17 protein-coding genes and 1 pseudogene are annotated in these 25,478 nt (G+C 67.0%); 8 read left to right on the top strand and 10 right to left on the bottom strand.

From position 1 onward, the window contains the following. Positions 1 to 501 precede the first annotated feature (501 nt). From ACFWAY_RS33040 to ACFWAY_RS33020, 5 genes and pseudogenes are all read left to right on the top strand, one after another. Positions 502 to 899: pseudogene (locus ACFWAY_RS33040) on the top strand (YybH family protein). A gap of 692 nt (positions 900 to 1,591) precedes the next feature. Further along, entirely contained in the window at positions 1,592 to 2,275 is a 684-nt protein-coding gene (gene rsmG / locus ACFWAY_RS33035; RefSeq protein WP_378513503.1) for a 16S rRNA (guanine(527)-N(7))-methyltransferase RsmG, read from the top strand. Between the two features lie 68 nt (positions 2,276 to 2,343). Continuing rightward, positions 2,344 to 3,357: a ParA family protein gene (locus tag ACFWAY_RS33030; RefSeq protein WP_378453321.1), complete on the top strand. Its 1,014-nt coding sequence runs from the start codon at positions 2,344 to 2,346 to the stop codon at positions 3,355 to 3,357. After that, the gene (locus tag ACFWAY_RS33025) at positions 3,354 to 4,451 is read left to right on the top strand and encodes a ParB/RepB/Spo0J family partition protein (RefSeq protein ID WP_378453322.1); all 1,098 of its coding nucleotides are present in this window, start codon (positions 3,354 to 3,356) and stop codon (positions 4,449 to 4,451) included. The genes ACFWAY_RS33030 and ACFWAY_RS33025 overlap by 4 nt, the downstream gene beginning before the upstream one ends. Positions 4,452 to 4,608: 157 nt before the next feature. Further along, on the top strand, positions 4,609 to 5,307 hold the full coding sequence (locus ACFWAY_RS33020) for a GNAT family N-acetyltransferase (protein ID WP_378453323.1): 699 nt from the start codon (positions 4,609 to 4,611) through the stop codon (positions 5,305 to 5,307). Between the two features lie 18 nt (positions 5,308 to 5,325). Here the strand turns inward: ACFWAY_RS33020 and ACFWAY_RS33015 are convergent, their stop codons facing one another. The 5 genes from ACFWAY_RS33015 to ACFWAY_RS32995 form a co-directional block, all read right to left on the bottom strand. Continuing rightward, positions 5,326 to 6,525, bottom strand: coding sequence for an N-acetylmuramoyl-L-alanine amidase (locus tag ACFWAY_RS33015; RefSeq protein ID WP_378453324.1), 1,200 nt, complete (start codon positions 6,523 to 6,525; stop codon positions 5,326 to 5,328). Positions 6,526 to 6,689: 164 nt separating this feature from the next. Continuing rightward, positions 6,690 to 7,013 (bottom strand): thioredoxin, encoded by a 324-nt coding sequence (gene trxA / locus ACFWAY_RS33010; RefSeq protein ID WP_005249122.1) that lies wholly within the window; start codon positions 7,011 to 7,013, stop codon positions 6,690 to 6,692. 39 nt (positions 7,014 to 7,052) lie between these two features. After that, positions 7,053 to 8,036 carry a thioredoxin-disulfide reductase gene (gene trxB / locus ACFWAY_RS33005; RefSeq protein ID WP_378453325.1) on the bottom strand — a complete coding sequence of 328 codons (984 nt, stop codon included), beginning with the start codon at positions 8,034 to 8,036 and terminating at the stop codon, positions 7,053 to 7,055. Between the two features lie 111 nt (positions 8,037 to 8,147). Next, positions 8,148 to 9,335 carry a 4,4'-dithiodibutanoate disulfide reductase gene (nox, locus tag ACFWAY_RS33000; protein ID WP_378513502.1) on the bottom strand — a complete coding sequence of 396 codons (1,188 nt, stop codon included), beginning with the start codon at positions 9,333 to 9,335 and terminating at the stop codon, positions 8,148 to 8,150. Between the two features lie 36 nt (positions 9,336 to 9,371). After that, entirely contained in the window at positions 9,372 to 10,343 is a 972-nt protein-coding gene (locus ACFWAY_RS32995) for an NAD-dependent epimerase/dehydratase family protein (RefSeq protein WP_378513501.1), read from the bottom strand. Between the two features lie 89 nt (positions 10,344 to 10,432). Here ACFWAY_RS32995 and ACFWAY_RS32990 point away from each other — a divergent pair, with 89 nt between their 5' ends. Continuing rightward, entirely contained in the window at positions 10,433 to 11,008 is a 576-nt protein-coding gene (locus ACFWAY_RS32990) for a helix-turn-helix domain-containing protein (protein ID WP_378513500.1), read from the top strand. 3 nt (positions 11,009 to 11,011) lie between these two features. Here ACFWAY_RS32990 and ACFWAY_RS32985 read toward each other — a convergent pair whose 3' ends face one another. From ACFWAY_RS32985 to ACFWAY_RS32965, 5 genes are all read right to left on the bottom strand, one after another. After that, positions 11,012 to 11,761, bottom strand: coding sequence for a hypothetical protein (locus ACFWAY_RS32985; RefSeq protein WP_378513499.1), 750 nt, complete (start codon positions 11,759 to 11,761; stop codon positions 11,012 to 11,014). A gap of 78 nt (positions 11,762 to 11,839) precedes the next feature. Further along, the gene (gene sigM / locus ACFWAY_RS32980; protein ID WP_378453330.1) at positions 11,840 to 12,421 is read right to left on the bottom strand and encodes an RNA polymerase sigma factor SigM; all 582 of its coding nucleotides are present in this window, start codon (positions 12,419 to 12,421) and stop codon (positions 11,840 to 11,842) included. A 47-nt stretch (positions 12,422 to 12,468) separates the two neighbouring features. Next, positions 12,469 to 16,347: a murein biosynthesis integral membrane protein MurJ gene (murJ, locus tag ACFWAY_RS32975; protein ID WP_378513507.1), complete on the bottom strand. Its 3,879-nt coding sequence runs from the start codon at positions 16,345 to 16,347 to the stop codon at positions 12,469 to 12,471. A 113-nt stretch (positions 16,348 to 16,460) separates the two neighbouring features. Beyond that, positions 16,461 to 18,851, bottom strand: a complete 2,391-nt coding sequence (locus ACFWAY_RS32970; RefSeq protein WP_378513498.1) for a DUF6049 family protein — start codon at positions 18,849 to 18,851, stop codon at positions 16,461 to 16,463. Positions 18,852 to 18,853: 2 nt separating this feature from the next. Next, positions 18,854 to 19,429: an NUDIX hydrolase gene (locus tag ACFWAY_RS32965; protein WP_005572816.1), complete on the bottom strand. Its 576-nt coding sequence runs from the start codon at positions 19,427 to 19,429 to the stop codon at positions 18,854 to 18,856. Positions 19,430 to 19,578: 149 nt separating this feature from the next. On the opposite strand from ACFWAY_RS32965, the gene ACFWAY_RS32960 reads away from it, so the two are divergent. Further along, positions 19,579 to 21,030, top strand: a complete 1,452-nt coding sequence (locus ACFWAY_RS32960) for a CCA tRNA nucleotidyltransferase (RefSeq protein ID WP_378453332.1) — start codon at positions 19,579 to 19,581, stop codon at positions 21,028 to 21,030. A 258-nt stretch (positions 21,031 to 21,288) separates the two neighbouring features. Continuing rightward, positions 21,289 to 25,434, top strand: coding sequence for a molybdopterin-dependent oxidoreductase (locus ACFWAY_RS32955; RefSeq protein ID WP_378453333.1), 4,146 nt, complete (start codon positions 21,289 to 21,291; stop codon positions 25,432 to 25,434). The last annotated feature ends 44 nt before the right edge of the window (positions 25,435 to 25,478 follow it).

Below are 25,478 nucleotides of genomic sequence, written 5' to 3'. Positions count from 1 at the left end.
TCGAAGAATCACGCGGTGACCGTCTCTCGTCCGGTTACGACACGCCGGTCATTGGTACGAGATCCGGCTCGTACACCATCATCGTGGACGCAACCCCAAGCGATCGCCTTGATCGGAAACCGGTCGCTGCGATGCAGCAGACGAATCTCATACCAATCTTTCGCGGACATCATCGCTTCGCCCCTCGTGCTCGACTCGAGCCAGGATCGGTGGGCAGGGGCCAAAATTGGGATGCCGTATCCCGCTCAGTTTTCAGGAGCCGTCTACACGTGAATCCGTCGGCGCCTTCGGGGGTAAACCGATCGACCTACCTAACCCTCCTGCCTCCTGCCGCCGCCCGCTGCTGAGATCGTGGCGACAAGTGTTCATTCCATCGATGCCCTGTTCCGTTCGTCCGGTGAGGGTCACCGGGACCGTAGGTTTGCGATGTCCTGAGACATACCATTCACGCTGACGCTGAGTCCACGCGATGAGTTTCGACGCTTCTCGAGGTCCACACCATTGAGGCGACCGAAACCGTGCCGTCGACTGATCGAACGTCGGATCGGGGCTGTGCACAGTGGCGACATGGCCGGGGTTCTCGCGGACACTCCGACGACATCGTGATGTTCGACGTGCCACCGCCGTACGAGGGTGCTCGCGGAATTGATGCGTATCGAGAGATATGCCGCCGTTCTTCGAATGGCAGTCGCAGGGTGCGAGGTTCGAGTTGGTGTCATTGGAGGTGACTGCCGGCGGAAGATGTCGCGTTCGCCCACGTGCTCCTCCGCTGTGGAATGCAAGCGTAGTTCGCCGTCAATCCGGAGAAGCGGCTCCGCCTCATAGTGGGGTTGCGGAAGGAGGATGGTTGTTGGCTCGTCGCTCACGAGCAACACTCCTTCCCTGACACCAGTGTCTGACGTGTTGCTGATGGGGTTCCTTGGGCCGTCGTTTGGACGTTTTCGAAGGATTTAAGGTTGTAGTTTCACCCACCCAACCACACCCGGGAGTTTCGTCACTGTGATGATTAAGAAACGGGATTCGTCGGCGCGTGTAACTGCGGCGAGGTAGCGGTCGAGTGAGCTCCGATGGAGTCAGTGACCGCCGTCTGTTCCGCGTGAAACACAGGCCAGTTGTTCCACGTGAAACTGCTCGCGCCAAACGCGATGAAGTTCGGCTAGCCGGCGTGGGGTAAAGCTCGCGACGGACCGCACCGCGCGACGGGACAGCACGGAGAGGGTGCCGCGGCACCGGGCACGGACCCGCGGAGTTGTCGGGCGGGGACCGGCGCAAGGATGAACCAAGCTGGACACGCACGGTCCCGTGACATGTCCGCGGACGAGGCGGCCTGTTCCACGTGAAACATCCTCGCGACGATTGCACCATCATGGATCCGCAGAAAACTCGCTGACGGCGATGTGTGCGAGATCGACGCCCGAGAGGGGCGACCGCACTCACTGAGTGTGGACCGACCCACCGCTCCCCTCCCCCACCGGAAGGGTGCGGCTCGACACTGTTCCGGCGTTGCGCGTCCGAGTTAAGGGACATAGTCGTGAGCGAGGGCGGATAATGAAGAAGCTGTGTTTGTTGATTTCGCGTTGTTCGCGGGAGGATGTTTCACGTGGAACCGAATGGTGGAGAGCCGGCCGAATGGGACGAACAAGCGGCGGCACGCCAGGTGTTCGGTGAGCGATTCGATATTGCGGAGCGCTACTTCAAGTCGCTAGCGACCGACGGTGTCGAGCGGGGGTTGATCGGACCGCGAGAGGTTCTGCGACTCTGGGAACGTCATCTCCTCAACTGTGCCGTCGTCGGTGAGTTGATCGCCGAGGGTGAGTCGGTCGTCGACGTCGGAAGCGGTGCCGGGTTGCCTGGTATCCCTCTCGCGATCGCCCGTCCCGATCTCCGGATCACGTTGGTGGAGCCGCTGCTGCGACGGTCGGTGTACCTCGCCGAGTTCGTCGAGTCGAACGGTCTGGACGTGCTCGTGGTCCGGGGCCGCGCGGAGGAGTCGGGTGTGGTGAAGGAAGCCGGCGGCGCAGACGTTGTCACTTCCCGTGCGGTGGCACCGTTGGAGAAGTTGGCCAAGTGGTCGCTGCCGCTTATCCACGAGCATGGGAGAATGCTCGCATTGAAAGGTTCGAGCGCCGCTGAAGAGATTTCCCGTGATCGCGCTTCCCTGACTCGGTTGGGTGCTGGCAAGCTGGATATCGTGGAATGCGGAGTGGGCCTGCTTCCTGTCCCCACCGTTGTCGTTCGGGCAGAACGTGTACCGAAACGCCGTCAGCGTCGATGACGATGTGCACGGTGACTAGGGAGTGAGTATGTCGAGTAACGAGCGATTCCCAATCGAAGGAGTAGTCAATGTCGGGTGGGCCTGAATCCGCCGTTTCACGTGAAACAGTTTCACGTGAAACCGACCATCGATCCGACCAGGCGACGAGCTCCGGGAATGGAGACGACGGATTCACGGCCCCCTACAACGGAATTTCCGTCGAGGAGACTCCGATCGGTGCCGCCGCGCACCGCGCAAGCCAGGTGCTGCACCCCCACTCAGTTTCCCTGCCGAAGCCACCCGAACGCCGGATCCTCACGATCGCCAATCAGAAGGGCGGCGTCGGCAAGACGACGAGTGCGGTCAACCTCGCATCCGCGCTCGCGATTCAGGGACTCACCGTTCTGGTGATCGACCTCGACCCGCAGGGTAACGCCAGCACTGCATTGGGCGTCGCCCACCACTCCGGCGTGCCGTCCAGCTACGAGCTCCTCCTCGGTGAGGTGACCGCTGCGGAAGCGATCCAGACGAGCCCGCACAACGACCGGCTGTTCTGCATTCCCGCCACGATCGACCTCGCCGGCGCCGAGATCGAATTGGTCTCCATGGTCGCCCGCGAGGGGCGGCTGAAGGGCGCGCTCTCGGAGAAGGCTCTGGGCGAGGTGGATGCCGACTTCATCCTGATCGACTGCCCACCGTCGCTCGGACTGCTCACGGTGAACGCGATGGTCGCTGCCAAGGAAGTGCTCATTCCGATCCAGTGCGAGTACTACGCCCTCGAGGGTGTGGGACAGCTGCTGCGGAATATCGAACTGGTGCAGGCGCACCTCAACCCGGACCTCCACGTATCGACGGTCCTTCTCACGATGTACGACGGGCGCACCAAGTTGGCGGACCAGGTGGCAGAAGAGGTCCGCAACCACTTCGGTGACGCGGTCCTCCGCGCTGTCATTCCCCGCAGCGTCAAGGTGTCCGAAGCTCCCGGGTACGGGATGACCGTGCTCGATTACGACCCCGGTTCGCGGGGAGCCATGAGTTACCTCGACGCGGGACGTGAACTCGCAGCACGCACCGCACACATCACGAAGCAGGAGCAGCGATGAGTCAGACGCGTAAGGGTGGACTTGGCCGTGGACTGGCTGCGCTCATTCCTACGGGACCGACGACGACGGGACCGGGGCTGGGCAACGCCGCCGCCGACGTCGTGATCGGGACGGACCGGCGCAACGTACTGACCGCTCCCGCACCGAACTCATCGGACTCTGTGACTGACAACAAGACCGCTCCCGCGTCCACGGGAAACACGTCCACGGGAAACAACGGAGGGAGCAACGGCGCCGACGGCGCATCCGGGAACGGTGCTCAACCCCTCCCCTCCCCCACCGGAGCGGTGTACAGGGAGATCGCTCCCGACCTGATCGAGCGGAACCCCAAGCAGCCGCGTCAGGTGTTCGACGACGACGCTCTCGCCGAGCTCGTCCACTCGATCCGCGAGTTCGGGCTGATGCAGCCGATCGTGGTGCGTCCGCTCGACGACGGCAAGTTCCAGCTCGTCATGGGCGAGCGTCGGTGGCGTGCCAGCCAGGAAGCCGAGCTGGAGACGATCCCGGCGATAGTCCGCGAGACCGGCGACGACGCCATGCTCCGCGACGCGCTCCTGGAGAACATCCACCGCGTGCAGCTGAACCCTCTCGAAGAGGCCGCGGCGTATCAGCAGTTGCTCGAAGAGTTCGAGGTGACCCACGAGGAACTGGCGGCGAAGATCGGCCGCTCGCGTCCCGTCGTGACGAACATGATCCGACTGCTGAAGTTGCCGATTCCCGTGCAACGCCGCGTCGCGGCGGGTGTGCTGTCCGCCGGTCACGCTCGCGCCCTGTTGTCGCTGGAGGCAGGAGCCGACGCGCAAGAAGTGATGGCGGCACGCATCGTCGCGGAGGGCATGTCTGTTCGCGCAACGGAGGAGGCGGTGACCCTCGCCAACCGCAGCGACGACCAGGCGTCGCAGCCCGCCCAGCGTCGCAAGCCCATCCAGATGCCGGGCCTGCAGGACGTCGCCGAACGGCTGTCGGATTCGTTCGACACGAGGGTTACGGTCAGCCTCGGCAAGCGCAAGGGCAAGATTGTGGTCGAGTTCGGTTCGGTGGACGATCTTCAGAGGATCGTTGGGATGATGGAGGCACAGAAGGCCGATTCGTGAGCGCCTGACAGAGGTAGAAGTACCCGCGGGTGATCCGTCACTGTGACAGTGGCCGCTGACGGACCGACTCCAGCAGAATTATCGGGGGCGAAAAACGTTGAATACCAGAGGATGTCGAATGATCTGCGGTAGTGACATATGGAGGCTGAGCTAGCCAGTGTCGACTCACGTCACATCGCTCACTCTCGACGGCTTGGATAAGCTCTCCGCCCACGCTCGTCGCTGTGTCTTCTGGGAAATGGATCCGGCGGCGATCCACAGTTCGCGCGGATTCTGCGACCAGGAGTTCGAGAAGGAAGCCTGGCTCTCCATGGTCATGCTCGAATGGGGATCGTGCGGTCAGGTTGCCGTCATGGACGGGAAGCCGGTCGGCAGCGCCCTCTACGCTCCCCCGCGAACCGTGCCGCGCGCGCAGCTTCTCCCGACCGCTCCGGTCGGTGCCGACGCCGTCCTCCTCACCAGCCTCCGGCTCGAGCCGGCCGGGGAAGAACAGAATCTCGGGACCACGTTGATCCAAGCCGTGGTGGCCGATTTGGTGCGCCGCGGGGTTCGCGCGCTCGAGGCGTTCGGTATCCGCAACGCCGACGGAACCGGTCCGATCGACACGCACGGGATGGCGTCGGCCACCGCGGCCCGCGAGTGCTCCCCCGAGGAGTGCATGATCCCGGCCGATTTCCTCGAGGACAACGGTTTCGAAATCGTCGCGCCCCACCATCGGTTCCCGCGCCTGCGGCTCGAACTGAACCGGGATCACGGGTGGAAGGAAGACGTGGAGGCTGCCCTGGAGCGTCTGATCCACACCGCGTCGGTGAGCATGGTCGACATCGGGGAGCGCACACCTGTCGGTGCGCACTGACCGCTCGGGAACGAGAAGTCAGGAACGTTCGGAGGAAGACAGCTCTTCGGCGAGCAACTCGGCGAACGTGAACGTTCCGGTCGGCTGATCGTCCTGACCGAGCAGGTACAGACGCTTGACGGAAATGAGGATCGCTTCGGCGATGGCGTCGCGGGCCCGCGGGTTGGACAGCACCGCGGCATCGAGGTCGTTGGTGAGGTAGCCGAGGTCGATCTGCACGGTCGGCATGTTCGTCAGACGCAGCAGGTCCCAGGTGCGGCCGTGGGTCCGGCAGTCCTGCAGCGGCGTGCGTGCCACGATCTCCCGCTGGATGAATCCGGTGAGAACCTGACCGATCATCGACGTCGAACCGTGCGAGTTACCGAAGTGGAAGCTCGCGACTCCGTTGGCGGACGGGCTGGTGTTTCCGTCGCACCGCAACGAGATCATCAGATCGGCGTCGAAGGCGTTCGACGTGGACGCCCGTTCGATGTCGTTGGGGTTCGCGTGGTGCGGGCGGGACAGGAACGTCTCCATGCCCGTCGCGGCCATGCGGCCCTCGAGGCGGCTGGCGAGGTCCCACAGGATGTCGGACTCCGAGATCGTGCCGTACGGAGACCGCACGATGGTCCCGTAGGTGTCGCCGCCGAGGCCCGGGTCGATGACGATCCGCTTGCCGCTCAGCTGGGGGCCGGAGCTGCGAACCATTTCTTCTTCGCTCATCGCATGGGGTGACCCACCGGTGACGCGGGTGCCGAGCAACTCGAGCGACCGCAGGGTGGCCGGACCGCAGATGCCGTCGGCGGCGATCCCGATCTCCCTCTGGAACGAGGACAGGGAGTCGTGGGTCTGCGGGCCGAAGAACCCGTCGACGCGACCGACGTAGAAGCCGAGATCCTGCAGGCGGGTCTGCAGGGTGGCGACGTCGTCCCCGTAGAGCGGTGCGGACAGCTGGTAAATCAGCGTGCGCGCGCCCAGGCGGTACGACGCCTCTTTCATGGACCGGTAGGTGGCAGGACCCACGATTCCGTCGACGAGAAGCCCACGCTGCTGCTGGAAGGCCCGTACGGCGCTGTCCAGGTGATGATCGAACACGGCGTCGGGAGCGATCCAGTGCGAACCGTTGGTGCCCTCGCGCCGGGTGTCGGCGACGCCGTTGTGCAGGAAACCGAGACCGGCCAGAGTGCCCCGAATCTCAGCGACGGCCGGACCATGGTCGCCGTGACGGAGTCGGTGCATTTTTCAGGGCCTCTCAGTCCGAATCAACGAGTACATACGAGTCTCGGTACAAACAAAACGATCGATGTGTTCCGGTCGGTCTAGCTGTGCGACTGGAGCACATCGATCGATTGTCTCAGAGATTCCCACAAAATCGGGAATCGCGCCGGGTGTTCGGGTGTCGATCAGAGAACGTCGGCGAGCTCTTTCAGCAGCGCAGCCTTGCCCTTGGTGCCGACGATCGTGTTGATCGGCTTGCCGTCCTTGAACAGGATCAGCGTGGGAATCGACATGACCTGGAAGTCGCGGGCAGCGCCCGGGTTGGCGTCGATGTCGAGCTTCGCGATGGTCAGCTTGTCGCTGTGCTCACCGGCGATCTCCTCCAGGACGGGGGCGATCATCTTGCACGGGCCGCACCAGGTGGCCCAGAAGTCGACGAGGACAGGCTTGTCGCTGGAAATGACGTCCTGCTGGAACGAATCATCGGTGATGGTGACGGTATTCGACACGGGGATTTCCCTTACTCGAGGTGGGTGTTTGTGGGGTGCTCAGGCGTCGACCGGTGAGCCGGCGGCGGCGACGGTGTTGGCGGTGATGTCGCCGCGCTCGGCAAGCCAGCGCTCGGCATCCATCGCCGCGGAACATCCGGTGCCGGCGGCGGTGATCGCCTGCTGGTAGATGTGATCCACCAGATCGCCGGCGGCGAAGACCCCATCCAGCGACGTGGCGGTGGACGGGTTCTTGACGAGCACATATCCGGCGTCGTCGAGGTCGACCTGTCCCTTGACCAGTTCGCTGCGCGGGTCGTGACCGATGGCGACGAACATGCCGGTGACGTCCAGCGTGGACGTCTCACCGGTGACGGTGTCGCGGATCACGAGGCCGGTGACGCTGTTCTCGCCGAGGACCTCGACGGGCGCCGCGTTGGTCACGAACCGGATCTTCGCGTTCGCCTTGGCGCGCTCGAGCATGATGCGGGACGCGCGGAACTCCTCGCGACGGTGCACCACGGTGACGCTGCGGGCGAAGCGGGTGAGGAAGGTGGCCTCCTCCATGGCGGAGTCGCCGCCTCCGACCACGACGATGTCCTGATCCTTGAAGAAGAATCCGTCGCACGTGGCGCAGGCGCTGACGCCGCGGCCGAGCAACTTCTCTTCACCCGGGATCCCCAGGTAACGGGCTGCGGCGCCCATTGCCAGCACGACCGCGTGGGCCTGGTAGGTCTCGCCGTTCACGACGACCTTCTTGATCGGGCCGGTGAGGTCGAGTTCCTCGACGTCCTCGGTGCGGATGTCGGTGCCGAAGCGCTTGGCCTGCTCGCGCATCTGGTCCATCAGGTCGGGTCCCATGATTCCCTCACGGAATCCGGGGAAGTTCTCGACGTCGGTGGTGGTCATGAGGGCGCCACCGAACTGGGTCCCCTCGAACTGCAGCGGTTCGAGTTCCGCGCGCGCCGCGTAGACGGCAGCGGTGTATCCGGCAGGTCCCGAACCAACGATGATGAGTTCATGAACCGTCGATGGAGTGGTCATGCGGGCCTTCCAGTAGTGAGGGGTGCTCAGTCGTATGGATCAACACAAGACTAAAGGGTGTTGTTCCCCTACTGCAGGTGATACCGGTCGCTCCCCTCGCAGGCGCCCTGATCAGCGCAGAGTCTCCCGGATGACGCAGCGGGTGCCCGTGTAGATGGTGGGCATGCATTTGTTGCAGTGGATGCAGAGTCCTTCGGGCACGTGCCGGTCGCGGAACTTGTTGACGAGGTCCGGGTCGCGGAGCAGGGCGCGCGCCATCGCGACGAATTCGAACCCTTCGCCGAGTGCGTTCTCGATGGTGTCGAGTCTGTTGATGCCGCCGAGGAGGATGAGCGGCATCGACAGGGCCTCGCGGAACTGCCGGGCCATCGGGAGGAAGAAGGCTTCCTCGAACGGGTAGGTCGGAAAGATGCGCGGCCCGTAGACCTTCAGGCCCCAGCCCACCAGCTTGGGCTGTGACGCAATGAATTCGGCCATCGGAACCTCGCCGCGGAAGAAGTACATCCCGTTGAGCAACGAGCTACCGCCGGTGAGCTGCAGCGCGTCGAGGTGCCCGTCGGCTTCGAGGAGCTGCGCGATGCGGAGACTGTCGTCGAGCCACAGCCCCTTCGGAACACCGTCTGTCATGTTGAATTTGGCCGTGACGGCCACCGAGTCGCCGACGGCGTGGCGCACCCTCTCGACCACCCGCCTGGGGAACGCCGCCCGCCGCTCCAGGCTGCCCCCGTACTCGTCGGTCCGCCTGTTGAGGTTGGGGCTCATGAACGAGCTGAGGAGGTAGTTGTGCCCGAGGTGGACCTCGATCGCATCGAATCCGGCCTCGACGGCATTGCGGGCCGCATCCTCGAAGTCGCGGGCGACCTGGTCGAGTTCTTCCCGGGTGGCACCCTTCACCAGACCCATGGCGGGCGGGCTGAGGCGGGTGGACGGCGCGAGGGTCTTGGTGCGGTTGGACAGTGTGTTCGCGACCAGACCGGCATGACCGATCTGCGCCGCGACCAACCCGCCTTCGGCGTGGACGGCGTCGGTGAGCCGGCGCAGATCGGGGACGCGGGCGCCATCGAGCACCAGGGTGTTGGCGTGGACGCGTCCGCCGGGTGAGACGGCGCAGTACGCGACGGTCGTCAGTGCCGCGCCGCCGCGAGCGACCTCGGCGTGGAAGTCGATGAGCTGTTCGGTGACCCGGCCGCGCGGCATGACGCCCTCGAACGTGGCGGCCTTCACGATGCGGTTGCGCAGTGTCAGGGGACCCAGGCGGGCCGGCTCCCAGATATCGGGGTGCGTTGGTGGAACGCTCATGGTGGTCTGCCTTCGAGGGTGGTGGTGTGAGGGCGTTCAGGCGAACGTCGCGGCCAGCGCCGCGCGGGCAGGCCGCCAGGTGAGCCCGAGCTCGTCGCGGGTTCGCGAGTCGTCGGTCGGGGTCGCCGAAGTGAGTAGCCAGGCGGCCTCGTAACTGAGCCCGGCACTGAGGGGTGTGAACTTGCCGATCACGTCGGCAAACCGCCCGATCGTGCGAAAAGTTCTGCCTGACAGCGGGATGCGTCGAAGCCGACGGCCCGAGGAGTGCTCGAGGACGTCGATGAGCTGGTTGAACTCGACTAGTTCGCCGCCGCAGACGTATCGCCGTGGACCGCGGCCGGGGTGCATCGCGGCGGCGTGGACCGCGGCCACGTCGCGCACGTCGATCATCTGCATTCCGCCGTCGAATCGGGGTGCCACCCTGCCGCTGACGATTGCGGCCCAGCCCTGTTCGGTGACGCCCTTCGCGGTTCCGAGCCCGGGACCGACGACGCTCGTCGGGTAGGTGATGACCACGGGGGCGCCCGCGTCCTGGAGTGCGCGGGCGATGCGATCGGCCGCGGCCTTTGTCCGGCCGTACGCGCTGCGGCCCGAGGCCGTCGGACTGTCCGGTCCGATGACGGCGTCGGGCGACGGAAACAGGGCGCTGAAACTCGCGACGTGGATGATCGGGTCGAGTCCGAGGAAGGCCGCCCGGGTGAGGATCGCGGCGGTGGCCTGCGTGTTGATCTCCCACATCAGCTGTTCGCGGCGGTCGTCGGTGCCCACTACCCCGGCGGCGTGGAGTAGGGCGTCGCAGCCGTCGAGAAGGCGTGCGAGCACCTGGGCGTCGCGGATGTCGCCGACCACCTGCTCGATCCACGCGGCGTCGTCCCCCGCCGCCGCGAGCAGGGCGTCGGGAGATTCGGCGGGCAGCACCAGCAGTCGAACCGTGTGGCCGGCGGCGAGGAGCGCCAGCGTGGTGTGGGCGCCGACGTATCCGGTGCCGCCGGTGACCGCGATCTTCATGTGCCCGTCCTGTTCGAATTACGATGCCACTGGACTCGTAATAGGTACGATATAGCGCGGAAGCCACTTCTGTCCCACAATTCGAACCAATGAATGCAACCGGAACCGGCCGCCCCCGCGACCCGCGGATCGACACCGACGTCCTCGGGGTAACCCGTGCGATGCTCGTGGAATCGGGTTGGGAACAACTGAGCATGCGGGCCATCGCGACGCGCTCCGGGGTGAGCAGGGCGTCCATCACCAGACGGTGGCCGTCGAAGGCTCATCTGGTTCTCGACGCCATCCTCGGTGCGACACCCGACCTGACACCGTTCGAGGGCACCGATCGAGAAGGCTGGATCCGCTGGGTGGTGACCGGCAGCGCCGAACTGTTCTCACGACCGGAGGTGCGAGCGGCCACGCCGGGTTTGCTGGCCGCGATCCGGGACCACGACGATCTCCGCACCGCGCTCTGGCGGGGATTCAGCGGGCCGAGCATTCAGCTGTTCGGGAACGAGGAATCCGAGGACGGGGGGTCGATCACCGCGACGGCCGTTCTGGTGCTCGCCGCCGGCGCCGCACTGTTCACGAGCCTGATCGCCGTCGAGGACGACACTCCGGAGCTGCGTGCGAAGATCCTCGAGCTGCTGATGCCGGTCGCCCGTTTGGAGCGGGAACGCCCCTGAGGATCAACCGATCTCGGTGACGGCGATCGTCGCCGGATCTCCCGTGCCGCACGCGCTACCGACGACCAGGGCCGTGATCTGCGGCGGACGTGGCCCGGCCAGCAGCAGCAGTACCCCGGGAACACCGTCGAGGCGAACCTCGCCGGAACCGAGTAGAGGGCGAGACGGTTCGATCCCGTTGGCGCTCAGGCATTCTGACAGTTGTGCGGGATCTTCGAGTGGTCCGAGCTGCCGCGAACCGATCACGGTGAGCAGGCGTCCGGAGTCGAGATCGGTACCCAGATCGAGAACGGCTGGTGTCGGCGGGGTTTCGGAACTGGGCAGGGCGACGGTCGGGGTCTCGGGTTCCCGGCTGTTCGGCGTGACGACCGCGACCGCCACCACGACCGCTGCCGCCGCCGCGAAGGTCCCCGCGGCCGCGGTCGCCCACTTCCGTCGCCGGGCGAGCGGCACCACGGTGGCCTCGGCAGGCGCGTCCCGTTCCGCGGCGAGGGCGCGGTTGATGCGGTCGGCGACGTCGGCGGGAATCGGGGTCGAGACGGAATGATCGCGGCCGAGCGCGCCCAGCTGATCGGTGACCCGGTCGAGGGCGTCGATGACAGCCATGGCCTGCGGGTCGTTCCGGACGAGCGGCCACAGGCGATCGCTGACCGACTCTGGCAGCACCCCGGCGTGGAGATCGGCCAGCAGGTCCTCGGAGTACGGCGGTGCAGGCAGCGCGGCACCGGACGGGTCGGGTTCACGGTCGGCCATGGCACCTCCTCACCGATTCATTGTGGTCCGGGACATCAGGACACTTCCCCGCTCCTACTACGTTTTGACGTCCCGGAGTCATGATCGGTTCCCCTCCACCCGAAAATATTCGAGGGAGGCGGCCAGCTTCTTCCGGCCGCGGGCGCAGCGGCTCTTCACGGTGCCTTCCGGAATGCCGAGCAGGGTGGCTGCCTCGCTGGTCGAACGGCCCTCGAGGTCGACGGCGACGATCGCGGTCCGCTGATCCGGTGGGAGCTGCGCCAGTGCGCGCTCGACCACCAGGCTCAGCTCCACCTCGGAAACGTAATCGCGGGCGTCGCGCGGTTCGTCGTCCTCGTCGGCGGACAGGGACACAGCCGGACGAGCCTTGTTCCGGCGGATGCGGTCGAGGCAGGCGTTGACCACGATCGTGTGCAGCCAGCTCCGGACCGCGGCGTCCCGGCGGAACGAGGCCGCGTTGCGATGCGCGGACAGCAGCGCCTCCTGCAGGGCGTCCGCCGCATCCTCGGTGGTGTAGCTGGTGCGTTTGGCGACGTGCCACAGATGGTCGTAGTGCCGTCCGAGCAGTGTCTCGAATGCGTGCCGATCGCCGGCGACGTGCGCAGCCAACAGGTCGACGTCCGAGGGCTCGCCCTCGGAATCCCCCCGGAAGATTCGCACCGGCGGATGTTAGCTCAGTTCGCCGGTCCGCGAGCACCGGGTACCGCCTACGTCGCGGCGTTGAAACCGATGTCGGCGATGGACGATTGGTTCTTGCCGCCGGAATTGCTCAGGCCGGTGATCCACACCAGGACGTTCTTGGTGGGTCCCTCCGACTTCACCGGGATCTCGGTGACACCGTTGCCGAGGACCTTCGAGCCGAGCACCTGCGTCTGGTCGAGGGTCGGGTTCTCCGACGGCGCGCTGCGGATCTCGACGTTGGTGCCCGGCGTCGGCGAGTTGATCCACACGCTCGACAGGGTCGTCGGCTCGTCCAGCGTGACCATCAGGCCCACACCGTTCTTCAACGCGGGGAAGGGCTGGAAGTACGAGTCGGTGCTCCACACGGTGGATGTGTTGCCGTCGACGGCCAGCCGGGCGCTCGCGGCGGAGTCGGGTGTGCCCTGCGGCGAGAACACCGTTGCCCCCGAGGGTGTGACCGGTGCGACGTTCGCCGCCGGGGCGGGCGCGGGTGCGGGCGACTCGGGGTTGGGCGGAGCCTCGGCCGAAGTGGTGAGCCCGAAGTCCTGTTCGGTGAGCGGCGCGTCGGAACTGCTGCCCGTGAGGAACGTCGCGAGCCAGAAGCCCAGGAGCGCCAGCACGATGATCGTCACGACAGCGAGACCCACGAGCGCCGCGATCATCCGGTTGGACTTCTTCTTCTCCGCCTCCAGCGCTTCCGGGTCGGCGAGAGCGTGACCGGTCGTGCCGGGGCCCCGCTGCCCGAGCCGCAGAACGGGGATGAATTCGGTCTTGTCGTTGACGACGGACGCCTGGTCGAGAATGTGCTGCACGGTGGCCGCGGTGCGGATTCCCCCGTTCGGCTCGAGCGAGCGCAGTGCCACCGCGGAGATCTCGAACGGAACCTCCGGCCGGATCACACGCGGCCCGATGGGCTGCCCGCTCGAGTCGCGGTCGGCCAGTCGCATACCGCCGACGCTGCCCGGACGGTGCGAACCCGACGGATCACCCGCGGGAGCGGACGGGTCGCCCAGCGGCCAGCGCGCGGTGATGAGGGCGTAGAGCATGGCGCCCAGTCCGCGCACGTCGGAACTCGAGTCGGAGTCGGCGAGCGTGGCCGGGAACGCCAGCACGGCATCGCCGTTGATGCTGATGCGGACGCGGTCGGGGTGGTCGATGGACAGTGCCCCACCGGCCCGGTGCGCGGTCTCGGCGGCCGCGGCGAGCGCGCGGATGGCACTGGCGGCGCCGATCGGAGAAGGCTTGGTGTCGGCCATCTCCCGCAGCGAGCGGCCCGGGGTCCACTCGGCGACGACGATGCCGCCGGAGCTACCGCGGACCACGTCGAGCACGCGGGCGAGTCCGGGCGAGTTGATCCGGCCCAGTCGCAGGGTGCGCGACAGAATGGCTTGCGGGCCTTCGGGACCGGCCGACGTGGAGCGCTGTTCGGCGTCCACGAATGTCAGGGCCACCTCGCGGTCGAGCTTGACGTCCAGCGCCTGCCAGAACTGCAGTCCCCGCGAACCGCCGTGCGGTGTCAGCAGGCGGTACCGACCGCCCGCGACGGACGCACCGGGAATGAGCTTGGGGCCACGGGGAGTACGACGCGGGCCTGCGCCGGGCTCACGTCCGGGCGCAGGTGTGATCGGGATCACGCCGGTGTCGTAACTGAGATCTCGTGCGGGGGCCGCGCCCATGTGACGTGTGTCTCCGCGCGACTCGCCTGCATCGTTGGCGGGAGTCGTCGGCGCGGCCTTCGTCTCGGCATCCGCACGATCGCCGGTCTCCTTGCTCTGCCCCGTTTTCGGAGTGTCTGCGGAGCCCGCGGACGTGTTTGCGTCCTTCTTCTGCGGTGCGTCGGCGCCGGCCGGCTTGTCGGTCTTCGCGGAGTCGGTGGAGGCCGACTCGGACGAGATCCGGGTGGTCGGGGCGTCGACGCCGTTGGGGGCGGCGGCCGAATCGCGTTCGGACGCTTGCACCGTAGAACCTCCGGCTCTCTTGCTGCCGGCCACGTCGTCGTCGCTCACCCTCACTCCTTCATTCTCGAATGCCCAACTCCGACCAGTACCGGGCGGCGATCCGACCCGCTCGTGTCCAGGGTACGGGAGTCCACCGGGTCGTTCGATACCACGCGGCTGTCCCCCGAAGTCGTGCGGTGTGGCGCGGACCACGGGAATCAGTTCAGTTTCGGCCTCTGCGAGCGGGTCGACCTCCGGTTCCGGTGCGGCGCCGCGACCGCGCAGGGCGCGAACCTTGCGGGCGACGGCGACGGTGATGGACACGACTTCGGGGATCTTCGCGAACCAGAGGATCACGAAGGTGACGACGAGCATCAGCACGCCGCTGATCATGACCCGGACCATCGAGCCCGGACCGCCGAACAAACTGGTGAGACGGTCGAGCCCGAGGAGGCGGTCGGCGCCGAGCATGACGAGCGCACCCGCCATCGACGCGAGCACCACCACCCACACCGTCTTGCCGACGTTCGCCATCTGCAGGTTGCCGAGACTGCGGTGCAGCAGCCAGCCCCCGACGAGCGCGCCGGTGATGTAGCCGAGGCCGTTCGCGGCGCCGAGCAGGATGACCACCTGGTCGTCGCTGGAGGCGACGAGCGGGGTGAGCGCCGACAGCGCGATCTTCACCGCGGTGATGCCGAGGACGATCCACGTGGGAGTCCACGCCTGCTCGCGGGCGTAGAACACGCGGAGCTGGATCAGCACCAGGGAATAGGGAATGAGCGTGAAGGCCGACCAGCTGACGGCCTGACCGAGGCGTTCGGCGTCACCGGACCCGAAGTTGCCGTACCCGTACAGTGCCTGGCCGATCTCGGGGCCGGCGAATGTAAGGAACGTGATGATCGGGATGAGGGAGATCATCGTGAGACGGGTGGCGACGGACAGGTCGTCCACGACGGCCGGGGTGTCGTCGGCGGCGGCGTTGCGGCTGAGTCGCGGCATGATCGCGGTCAGCACCGTCACGCCGAGCACGCCGTACGGCAGCTGCAGCAGGAGCCACGCGTTGTTGTAGATCGCGGGACCCGACGCGTCCGCGTGTGACGAGATGCGGGTGGCGACGATCATGCCTGCCTGGCTGATCAGCACGTACAGGATGATCGCGACGGCCATGCCGCCGAACTGCTTGAGCCGGTCGTCGAGGCCCCACAGCGGTTTCAGCGAGATGCCCTCGCGCCGGATCGCAGGCACCAGGCTGAGCGCCTGCACCACGACACCGAGCGTGACGCCCACACCGAGGACCAGCAGTTTCGGGTCGCTCATCCGCACCGGATCGAGGGTGATCTCCCCCGGCGTCGCGTAGTAGATCACCAGCACGGTGAGCATCACGACGTTGTTCAGCACCGGAGCCCAGGCGCCGGGTTTGAACACCTGCCGGGTGTTGAGAATGGCCGTGAGCAGCGCCGACAGTCCGTAGAACAGGATCGCGGGCAGGAGGAGATAGGACAGAGCTGTGGTGAGGGACGTGTTCACCTTGCCGTCGGCCGACAGGAAGACGTGGGTGGTGAGCACGGGTGCCGCGGCGGTCGCCAGCACCGCCGCCGTGCCGAGCAGCACGCACGTGGCGGTGAACAGTCGTCGCACGAACGCCGCACCCTGGTCGGGGTCCTCGCGTTCGGCGCGCACCAGGACGGGCACCACGATCGCGGTGAGCACCGCTCCCAGCACGAGCTCGGAGATCATGTTCGGGATCTGGCTGGCGACGGTGAACGAGCTGGCCACCGAGCCACCCAGCAGCGTCAGGACGAGGAGCTGCTTGGCGAATCCGGTAATGCGGCTGACGAGCGTCGCCACCGCGATCGAACCGGTGGACGCCAGAAGTCGGGAGTTGCTCTGCTTCTGCGGCGCGGTCGAGGGCCCGGAGTCGCGGACCGGAGGCGGCGAGGGGTCGACGCGGATGGCCGCGAACTGCACCGTCGGCGCTTCGTCCGGCCGTATTTCGCGAGCCCAGTGGTCCCGCTCCCACGGCGCGACCCGGGGATGGGAGCGATCGGGAAGCCTCTGGCCCCTACTGGGCAAGTTCCCGGTCATGAACGTTCGTACCCTTCGTCAGCTGGATCCGGCTGGCCGCGGAATCGATGCCACAGCCGGCGGCCGGCGAGGAACAGCAGCAGAGCACCCGCGCATGCTGTCAGTATCGCCAACGCCTGCCCGTACGCGTTGGACCGTACCGTCACGCTGGTCGGCTCTCCCAGTTGCTGTCCATCGGCGGTGGTCAGAGAGAATTTGACGACGAGCTTGCGGGAGTCGTTGGCCTCGGTGGGAACGGTGAGGGTGCGACTGCCGCGCGGGGGCAGCGTGGTGGGGCCGATGTCGGTGATGGTCATCCCCGAAGGCGCATCCACCTGGAGACGGACCGTGATCCCGACCGGCAGGTCGTTCCTGGCCACCAGCAGCAGCGGGCTCTGTTCCGACGCCAGCGTGTAGACCCCGCCCGGCGACACGACGGTGACGGCCCCGAACAGGTCGTCCATGGTTTCGGCCACCTCGTCGGCGCGCGTGTCGGACGCTTCTTCCGCGGACCGCCGTTCGTCGTCGCGGCGGTGCGCGAGGCTCATCGAGCGCAGGAGGTCCTCGCGCAGCGGTGCCGTGAAGCGTTCCGGGGTGAGCGGGGCCTGCGGGTCGTCGACCAGCGCGGCGTTCAGCGCCTCGATGCGGGGCGTCTGCGTGGCGGCGGCGTCACGGATATGGGCGGGGACGCCGTCCTCGGCGGCCTGATCCGGGTAGTCCAGGGTTGCGATCTCGGGTGAGCCGGGCTGACGTCCCAGCAGCGCGGTCAGCGGCCGGGGCGTCGCCAGCCCCGAACGCATCAGTGAGGACACCGTGGACAGCAGTGTCTTCGCGTCCTCGGCGCCGGCCGTCCACAGCTGCGGCGGCACCACCATCAGCGATCGGGGGGTACCTGCGGTCCGTGCGGTCTCGGGTTCGAGCGCAGACCACGACACTGCACCGAGCGCGTCCTGGAGTCGCGCGGTCTGGGAATCGTCCGAGAGGTCGTACCGGGCGCGTTCGGGGGTATAGGAGGGAGTTTGCGGCGTCGTCCCCATGGCGGCGAGCGCCGTGCCGACCGAGGGATCGAACAACAGGGCGTCGACGCTTCCGATGGCCGCAGGCGCCTCGGTGGCCGCCGGGGTCGTATCGCCGTTCGCGGGAACGGGAGCGGGCGGCGGTGTCGCCTCGATGACGTGGGCGCTGTCGCGGGGCGTCGTCGTGTCGATGGAATTCGCGGCCACGAGCGTGGTGGTCGCCTCGTCTCCGCGGAGCATCTGCGCCGTCGCGTCGTCGAGCACCCCGGCGTCGCTCCACACGAAATTGCGCAGCGACGTGACACCCAGAACGTTGTCGACGATGTCCGCGGGGGCGTCGACGGCGGTCGCGGTGAGGTCCGGGTTCGCGACCTCGGTGATCGCGGACAGGTCGGCCTGCGCGAACGGCACCGATGTGGTGCACATGGACGCGGCCAGCGACCGGGCCCGGTCGAGCCACGCCGACGCGGCATCCTTACCTGCGCCCTCGTGCGCGGAACCGGTGGGATCGGACGGGTCGTCCACCACCAGATATCCGCGCGTCATGTTCTCGACGGTGATCAGCAGGTCCGGGTCGACGGCCAGGCAGAGACTGTCCCGGAGCGTGTGGTCACGGTCGACGCTCTCCCGGGTGGCGAACTCCGCCGCGCCCAGCAGTTCGTCGAGCCGGCCGCCGTCGGCGAGCGAGGTCGCGAGGTCGTCGTCGACGAGACGGACCGGTTCGGTGACGGAGCCGGGCACCCCCGCCGCGAGCCGGGGCCGGTCGGCGAGCGGCCACAGCATGGTGACGGCGACGGGACTGGAGATGTCCGGGGGCACGGCCGGAGTGCCGGGGACCCCGAACACGGGGAGCAGGAAACGGGCGTCGTCGAGACGCGCGGCCCCGCCGTATTCGGGGGTGCCGTTCACGTTCACCATCAGCGGATACACGCCGGGTTCGGTGATGTCGAGGGAGATGTCGGTTTCGGACCGTAGTGGCAGCGACAGCGTGAACTGCTTGCTCTGTCCCTCGTCGAGGCGGCCCGCGACCGTGTCGAACATGCCGACCGTGTCGTACCGGGACTGATCGAGGGTGAGCGATGTTCGGAGGCCCTCGCTGCTCGCGACGGCGGGAGCGCGCTGCATTCGGACGCTGACGTCGCGGACCGTGCGGTCGCCGATGTTCTTCACCGAGCCCGAGACGGTGACGAACGGGTCGCTGGTGGTGGTGACCGTGGACGGGGTGACGTTGTCGATGTGCAGCTCGAGGAACTCGGGGTCCTCGTCGACGGTCTGGGTGCCGGCGCTCTCGGGCGGCACAGGGTCCTGGGCCGCCGCCACCACGGTGCTGGTGGGAGCCAGAACGACCGCGAGTGCGGTCAACGTCACGGCACCGACCCGACGCAAAGCCATCCTCATCCGGCGTCTGGCCCCTTCTGGAGCTTCAGGTCGGGGGCGGTCGGGGTGGTAGTCATCTTGGAGATCAAGTCACCGGCGATTTCTGCGAGTTTCCGTTCGTCTGCGTAGGCCAGGCGTGATCCCAGCTCGGCGAGCGGCACCCACGCTACCTCGGTGACTTCCACGTCTTCGTCCGACAGTTCCCCACCGAGGCATCTCAGCAGATAGTGGTGGACGGTCTTGTGGACCCGTCGGCCCTCGGTGACGAACCAGTAGTCGATGCTGCCGAGCGACGCGAGGACGGTGCCCTGGATGCCGGTCTCTTCCTCGACCTCACGCATCGCGGTCTGTTCGGCGGTCTCACCTTGCTCGATGTGTCCCTTGGGCAGCGACCACAGCAGCCGCCCGCGTCGGTCGGTGCGTCCGATCAGCGCGGCGCACAGATTCTCCCGCGGTCCGCCGAGACCGTTGACGACGAGCCCGCCCGCCGAGGTTTCGCGAACCGTCCTCATGTGGGGTTTCGCGGGTTTGCCGACGGCGCCGCGCCGCCGCGAGTTGCGGCGACTCCTGTTCGCACGTTCGGCAGCAGACACCCCATCGATAGTAGTTGGCTTTGCCGTCTCCACCGGAACGCCGCACCCGAACCGAGACGCTTCGTGACACACCTGTGGTGAACCGAACGGCGAGGTGACAGCGTGTATGCGTATCTCGCTATTTGCGCACCTCGGTAAGCTTCCTGGACGTGACTGCCCCTTCTCTCGACGACGAGCGCCGTACGCGACTGCTTGCCGGCGCCGCGGTGACGCTGCGCGAGCTGTCCGAAGTCCTGACGCCGCTCGGTGAGAGGTTCGCTGCCGCCGGTCACGAGTTGTACCTGGTGGGGGGCAGTGTCCGGGACGCGATCCTGGGCCGCCTCGGCACCGACCTCGACTTCACCACCGACGCCCGCCCGGAGCAGGTGCAGAAACTGCTGTCCGGCTGGGCCGACAACCAGTGGGACACGGGCATCGAGTTCGGGACGATCAGTGCCGCCAAGGCGGGCCAGCAGATCGAGATCACGACGTATCGGGCCGACGCCTACGACCGGGTGTCGCGCAATCCCGTCGTCCAGTTCGGGACGAAACTCGAGGACGACCTGGTGCGGCGCGATTTCACGGTCAACGCGATGGCAGTGCGGATCGGTGCGGACGGCTCGCAGGACTTCGTCGACCCCCTCGGCGGCATGAACGCGCTGCTGGCCGGGATGCTGGACACGCCTTCGGCGCCGGAGAACTCCTTCAACGACGACCCGCTGCGCATGCTGCGGGCCGCCCGGTTCGTGTCCCAGCTGGGATTCACCCTGCACGAGCGCGTGCATCAGGCCATCGTCGACATGGCGCCGCAGATCGAGCGGATCACGGCCGAACGCGTGCGGGCCGAACTCGACAAGCTGATCCTCGGCGAGTTCCCCATCGACGGCATGAACGTGATGTGCGAGACGGGTCTCGCCGACTTCGTGCTGCCCGAGGTGCCGCAGATGAAGCTCGAGATCGACGAGCACCACCAGCACAAGGACGTGTACTGGCACTCGCTGACCGTGCTGAAGCAGGCCGTCGACCTGGAGGACGGCGACCCCGACCTGGTGTTGCGGTGGGCGGCGCTGCTGCACGACATCGGCAAACCGGACACGAAGCGCAACGAGCCGGGCGGCGGCGTGAGCTTCCACCACCACGAGGTGGTCGGCGCGAAAATGGTCCGCAAGCGGATGCGGGCTCTGAAGTATTCGAAGCAGATGATCGACGACGTCTCGCAGCTCGTCTTCCTCCACCTGCGGTTCCACGGCTACGGCAAGGGCCAGTGGACCGATTCCGCCGTGCGTCGTTACGTCACGGATGCCGGGCCGCTGCTGCCGCGGCTGCACAAGCTGGTCCGCGCCGATTGCACCACCCGCAACAAGCGGCGGGCGGCCGCTCTGCAGGCGACGTACGACGACATCGAGGAGCGGATCGCTCGGATCGCCGAGCAGGAAGACCTCGCGCGGGTGCGCCCCGACCTCGACGGCAACGCGATCATGGACCTGCTCGGCATTCCGGCGGGGCCCGACGTCGGGAAGGCGTGGAAGTTCCTCAAGGAGCTCCGGCTCGATCGCGGCCCCCTCAGCCGCGACGAGGCCGAGGCCGAACTGCTGTCGTGGTGGGCCACGCAGCAGGGCTGACCGATCGGCGATCCGCTCGGGTCGACGTCGTCATCTCTTTACTCCGCTTTCGGGCGGCCACCCATCCGAAGTGACGACGGTCACATGACCTGGTCGCTTCTGCGGTGCCGACATCACCATCGTGCCCGGGGCCGGGTGCGAGAGACGTCATCGAACGCTCACGGGGGTTAATCCCGACGAAACACGGTTCACGGCAGCATTGATACAGGTCGTGAGCCAGGTGGACACGCGGCGACCGTGCAGGTGAGGAGCTAGTCGATGCAGCAGCAGAAAGCCGGGACTTCCACAGTGAAGACCGCCTGCTCGTACTGCGGTGTCGGCTGCGGCATGGTGCTCGAGGTCGGGATCGATCCCGAGACCGGTGCGCGCCGCGTGCTCAAGGCGTCCGGCGACAAGGACCATCCCACCAACTTCGGGCGGCTGTGCACCAAGGGTGCGACGAGCGCCGAGATGCTGGTGGCCGGTGGCCGCATGGGAACCGGGTACGTCCGCGACCAGCGTGGGGAGGCACCCACCTCGATCGATGTCGGCGCCGCCATCAGCGAGACCGCCCGCCGGCTGAAGGAACAGCTCGACAAGCACGGACCGGACGCCCTGTCGTTCTACGTCTCCGGTCAGATGTCCATCGAGGCGCAATACCTGATCACCAAGCTCGCGAAGGGCTTCGTCGGCACCAACCAGATCGAGTCCAACTCGCGGCTGTGCATGGCCAGCGCGGGCACCGGTTACAAGCAGTCCCTCGGCGCCGACGGCCCGCCCGGGTCGTACCAGGACTTCGACAAGGCCGACGTGTTCTTCGTGATCGGCGCCAACATGGCGGACTGTCACCCCATCCTGTTCCTGCGGATGATGGACCGCGTCAAGGCCGGCGCCAAGCTGATCGTCGTCGACCCGCGCCGCAACGCGACCGCCGACAAGTCGAACCTGTTCATGCAGATCGCGCCGGGCACCGACCTCGCGCTACTCAACGGCCTGCTGCACCTGCTCGTGAAGAACGGGCACACCGATCCCGAGTTCATCGCCGAGTTCACCGAGGGCTGGGAGGTGATGCCGGAGTTCCTCGAGGAGTACACGCCCGAGAAGGTCGCGGAGATCACCGGCATCCCCGAATCCGACATCCGTCAGGCCGCCCAGTGGATCGGTGAGGCCGAGAACTGGATGAGCTGCTGGACGATGGGACTCAACCAGAGCACCCACGGCACCTGGAACACCAACGCGATCTGCAACCTGCACCTGGCCACCGGTGCGATCTGCCGGCCGGGCAGCGGCCCGTTCTCCCTCACCGGTCAGCCCAACGCCATGGGTGGCCGCGAGATGGGGTACATGGGTCCTGGCCTGCCGGGGCAGCGGTCGGTGCTCGCCGCCGACGACCGGGCGTTCATCGAGGATCTGTGGGAGCTGCCGGAGGGCAGCATCCGCACGGAGGTCGGCACCGGAACCGTCGACATGTTCGAGCGGATGGTGGCGGGCGAGATCAAGGCCTGCTGGATCATCTGCACCAACCCCGTTGCCACCGTCGCGAACCGGCGGACGGTGATCGAGGGCCTCGAGGCCGCCGACCTCGTGATCACCCAGGATGTCTTCCTCGACACCGAGACCAACGGTTACGCCGACATCCTGCTGCCCGGGGCGCTCTGGGCGGAGTCGGATTCGGTGATGATCAACTCCGAGCGCAACCTCACCCTGCTGCAGCAGGCCGTCGATCCGGTCGGCCAAGCACTGCCCGACTGGCAGATCATCGCCCGCGTCGCCTGCGAGATGGGATACGCGGACGCGTTCACCTACGAGTCCTCGGAAGACGTGTTCGAGGAGATCAAGCGCACCTGGAATCCCAAGACCGGCTACGACCTTCGCGGCATCAGCTACGACCGTCTGCGTGAGACACCGGTGCAGTGGCCGAGCCCGCCCGGCAACCGCACCGATCGCAACCCCCTCCGCTACCTCAACGACGGCGTGAGCCAGAACCTGCTGTCGGCTCCCGACGGTTCACTCCCCCGGCTCGCGTTCGCCACCGCGAGCGGTAAGGCCGCGTTCTTCCCGCGCCCGCACATGCTGCCCGCCGAGATGCCCGACGACGACTACCCCTTCGTCCTCAACACCGGTCGCCTGCAGCACCAGTGGCACACTATGACGAAGACGGGCAAGGTGGCCAAGCTCAACAAGCTGAACTCAGGCCCGTTCGTCGAGATCAATCCCGCTGATGCGCAGAAGCTTTCGATCGCCGACGGCGACAAGGTGGAGGTGGCGTCCCGGCGCGGCCGCGCGGTACTTCCCGCCGTCGTCAGCGACCGCGTCCTCGCCGGAGGCTGTTTCGCCCCGTTCCACTGGAACGACTCGTTCGGCGAGTACCTCAGCATCAACGCCGTCACCAACGACGCCGTCGATCCGACGTCCTTCCAGCCGGAGTTCAAGGCGTGCGCCGTGTCCCTGTCCCGGGTGGCCCCGGTGTCGGTGCCGGAGATCCCGGAAACCGGTGGGGCGCTCACCCTGGCGCAGGGTTCGCCCGCCGCCGAGATGAGTCGCATCCTGGGCCTGGACGACTCCGCCTCCCCCACCTTCGACGAACACGAACGCACGTACCTCGCCGGGCTGCTGTCGGGGCTGCAGTCCACCGAGATCCAGGGCGTTCCGGTCCTTCCGCGAAGCGCACCGATCTCCGGGTCCAAACGGGTGTGGCTGGACGGTCTGATGGCGGGGCTGTTCTCCCGTTCCCATGTTCCGCAGAGTGCCGTGGTGCCGGACGCGAGTTCCGCGAACGCTGAATCGGTCCAGCACCCCGTGGTGGTGGTGTGGGCGTCGCAGACCGGCAACGCCGAGGAGTTCGCCGCCGAATGTGCCGAACAACTCGAGGCGGCCGGGCACGGCACCCGCCTGATGAGCATGGACGACTACGACGTCGCGGGCCTCGCCGACGTCCGCGACCTCCTGATCATCACCAGCACGTTCGGGGACGGCGACGCCCCCGACAACGGCAGCAGCTTCTGGTCCGCGCTCAGCAGCGACGAGGCCCCGACGCTGTCGCAGACCAGGTACGCCGTACTGGCTTTCGGCGATTCCAACTACGACGACTTCTGCGGGCACGGTAGGCGGATCGACGCCCGGCTGGAGCAGCTGGAGGCGAAGCGCCTCACCGAGCGTGTCGATTGCGAACCGGACTACGAGGATCAGGCACGCCAGTGGCTGACCCAGGTCCAGAAGCTTGTCCGGGAGCGTGCGGCGGCCGGCGGTGCGACCGTGGCGGCGGCCGCATCCGCGCCGGCGAGGCCCGCCGCGAAGAAGGCGGCGACGTTCACGCGGAAGTCCCCGTTGGTCACGCGCTTGACGAAGAACATTCCGCTCAGCGCGGCGGGATCGTCGAAGGACGTGCGGCAGTTCGGTTTCGAGGTGAGCGATCCGGAGTTCTCTTATGATGCGGGCGACGCTCTCGGTGTCTGGCCGACCAACAGCGACGCCGTCGTCGACGAGTGGCTGAAGGTCACCCGGTCGATCCCGGACACGCCCGTCACATTGTCGGACCTGCCGGAGATGACGCTGCGCGAGGCGTTGCGCACGAAGCTCGAGATCACGAAGGTGACCCCAGAGCTGCTCCGGTTCGTGCAGAGCCGCACCCAGGACACCGAGCTGGCGCGGCTACTGCGCCCGCAGAACAAGATCGCGCTCCAGCAGTGGCTGTGGGGGCGGCAGTCGATGGACGTGCTGGCGGAGTACGGGGTCGACGCCGACGCCGACGAGTGGCTGAGCGTCCTCAAGCGCCTCCAGCCGCGGTTGTACTCGATCTCGTCGAGCCCCAAGGTCGACCCGGGTGAGGTGCAGCTGACCGTCTCCGCGGTGCGCTACGACCACGAGGGCAAGAACCGCTCCGGGGTCTGCTCGACGTTCCTCGCCGATCACTGCGACGAGGCGGACGTGCCGATCTTCGTGCAGAAGTCGGCGCACTTCCGTCCCCCGCAGGCCGCCGATGCGCCGATGATCATGGTCGGTCCCGGCACCGGCATCGCTCCGTTCCGCGGATTCCTGCACGAACGCCGGGAATTGGGTCACACGGGCAAGAACTGGATGTTCTTCGGTGAGCAGCACGAGGCTACCGACTTCTACTACCGCGAGGAGATGGAAGCTATGCACCGCGACGGATTTCTCACCCACCTCGATGCAGCGTTCTCCCGGGACCAGCGGCAGAAGATCTATGTGCAGGACCGCATTCGCGAGCACGGCGCCAAGCTCTGGGGCTGGATGCAGGAGGGCGCGTCCCTGTACGTCTGCGGCGACGCCAGCCGCATGGCGAAGGACGTGGACGAGACGGTCCGTGAGGTCGTCCGCACCCACGGGCGCCTGGACGAGGAGGACACCGAGCTGTACATGAAGCAGCTCGCGACCGACAAGCGTTACGTGCGGGACGTGTACTGATCCGCATCTGCGGAAAGACGCACTTGATCGGTCCGTATTTGCCG

Source organism: Rhodococcus sp. NPDC059968 (assembly GCF_042738615.1).
GTDB lineage: Bacteria > Actinomycetota > Actinomycetes > Mycobacteriales > Mycobacteriaceae > Rhodococcus_F.
The sequence above is the reverse complement of the archived record's forward strand: the minus strand, read 5'-3'. Positions and strand labels throughout refer to the sequence as shown.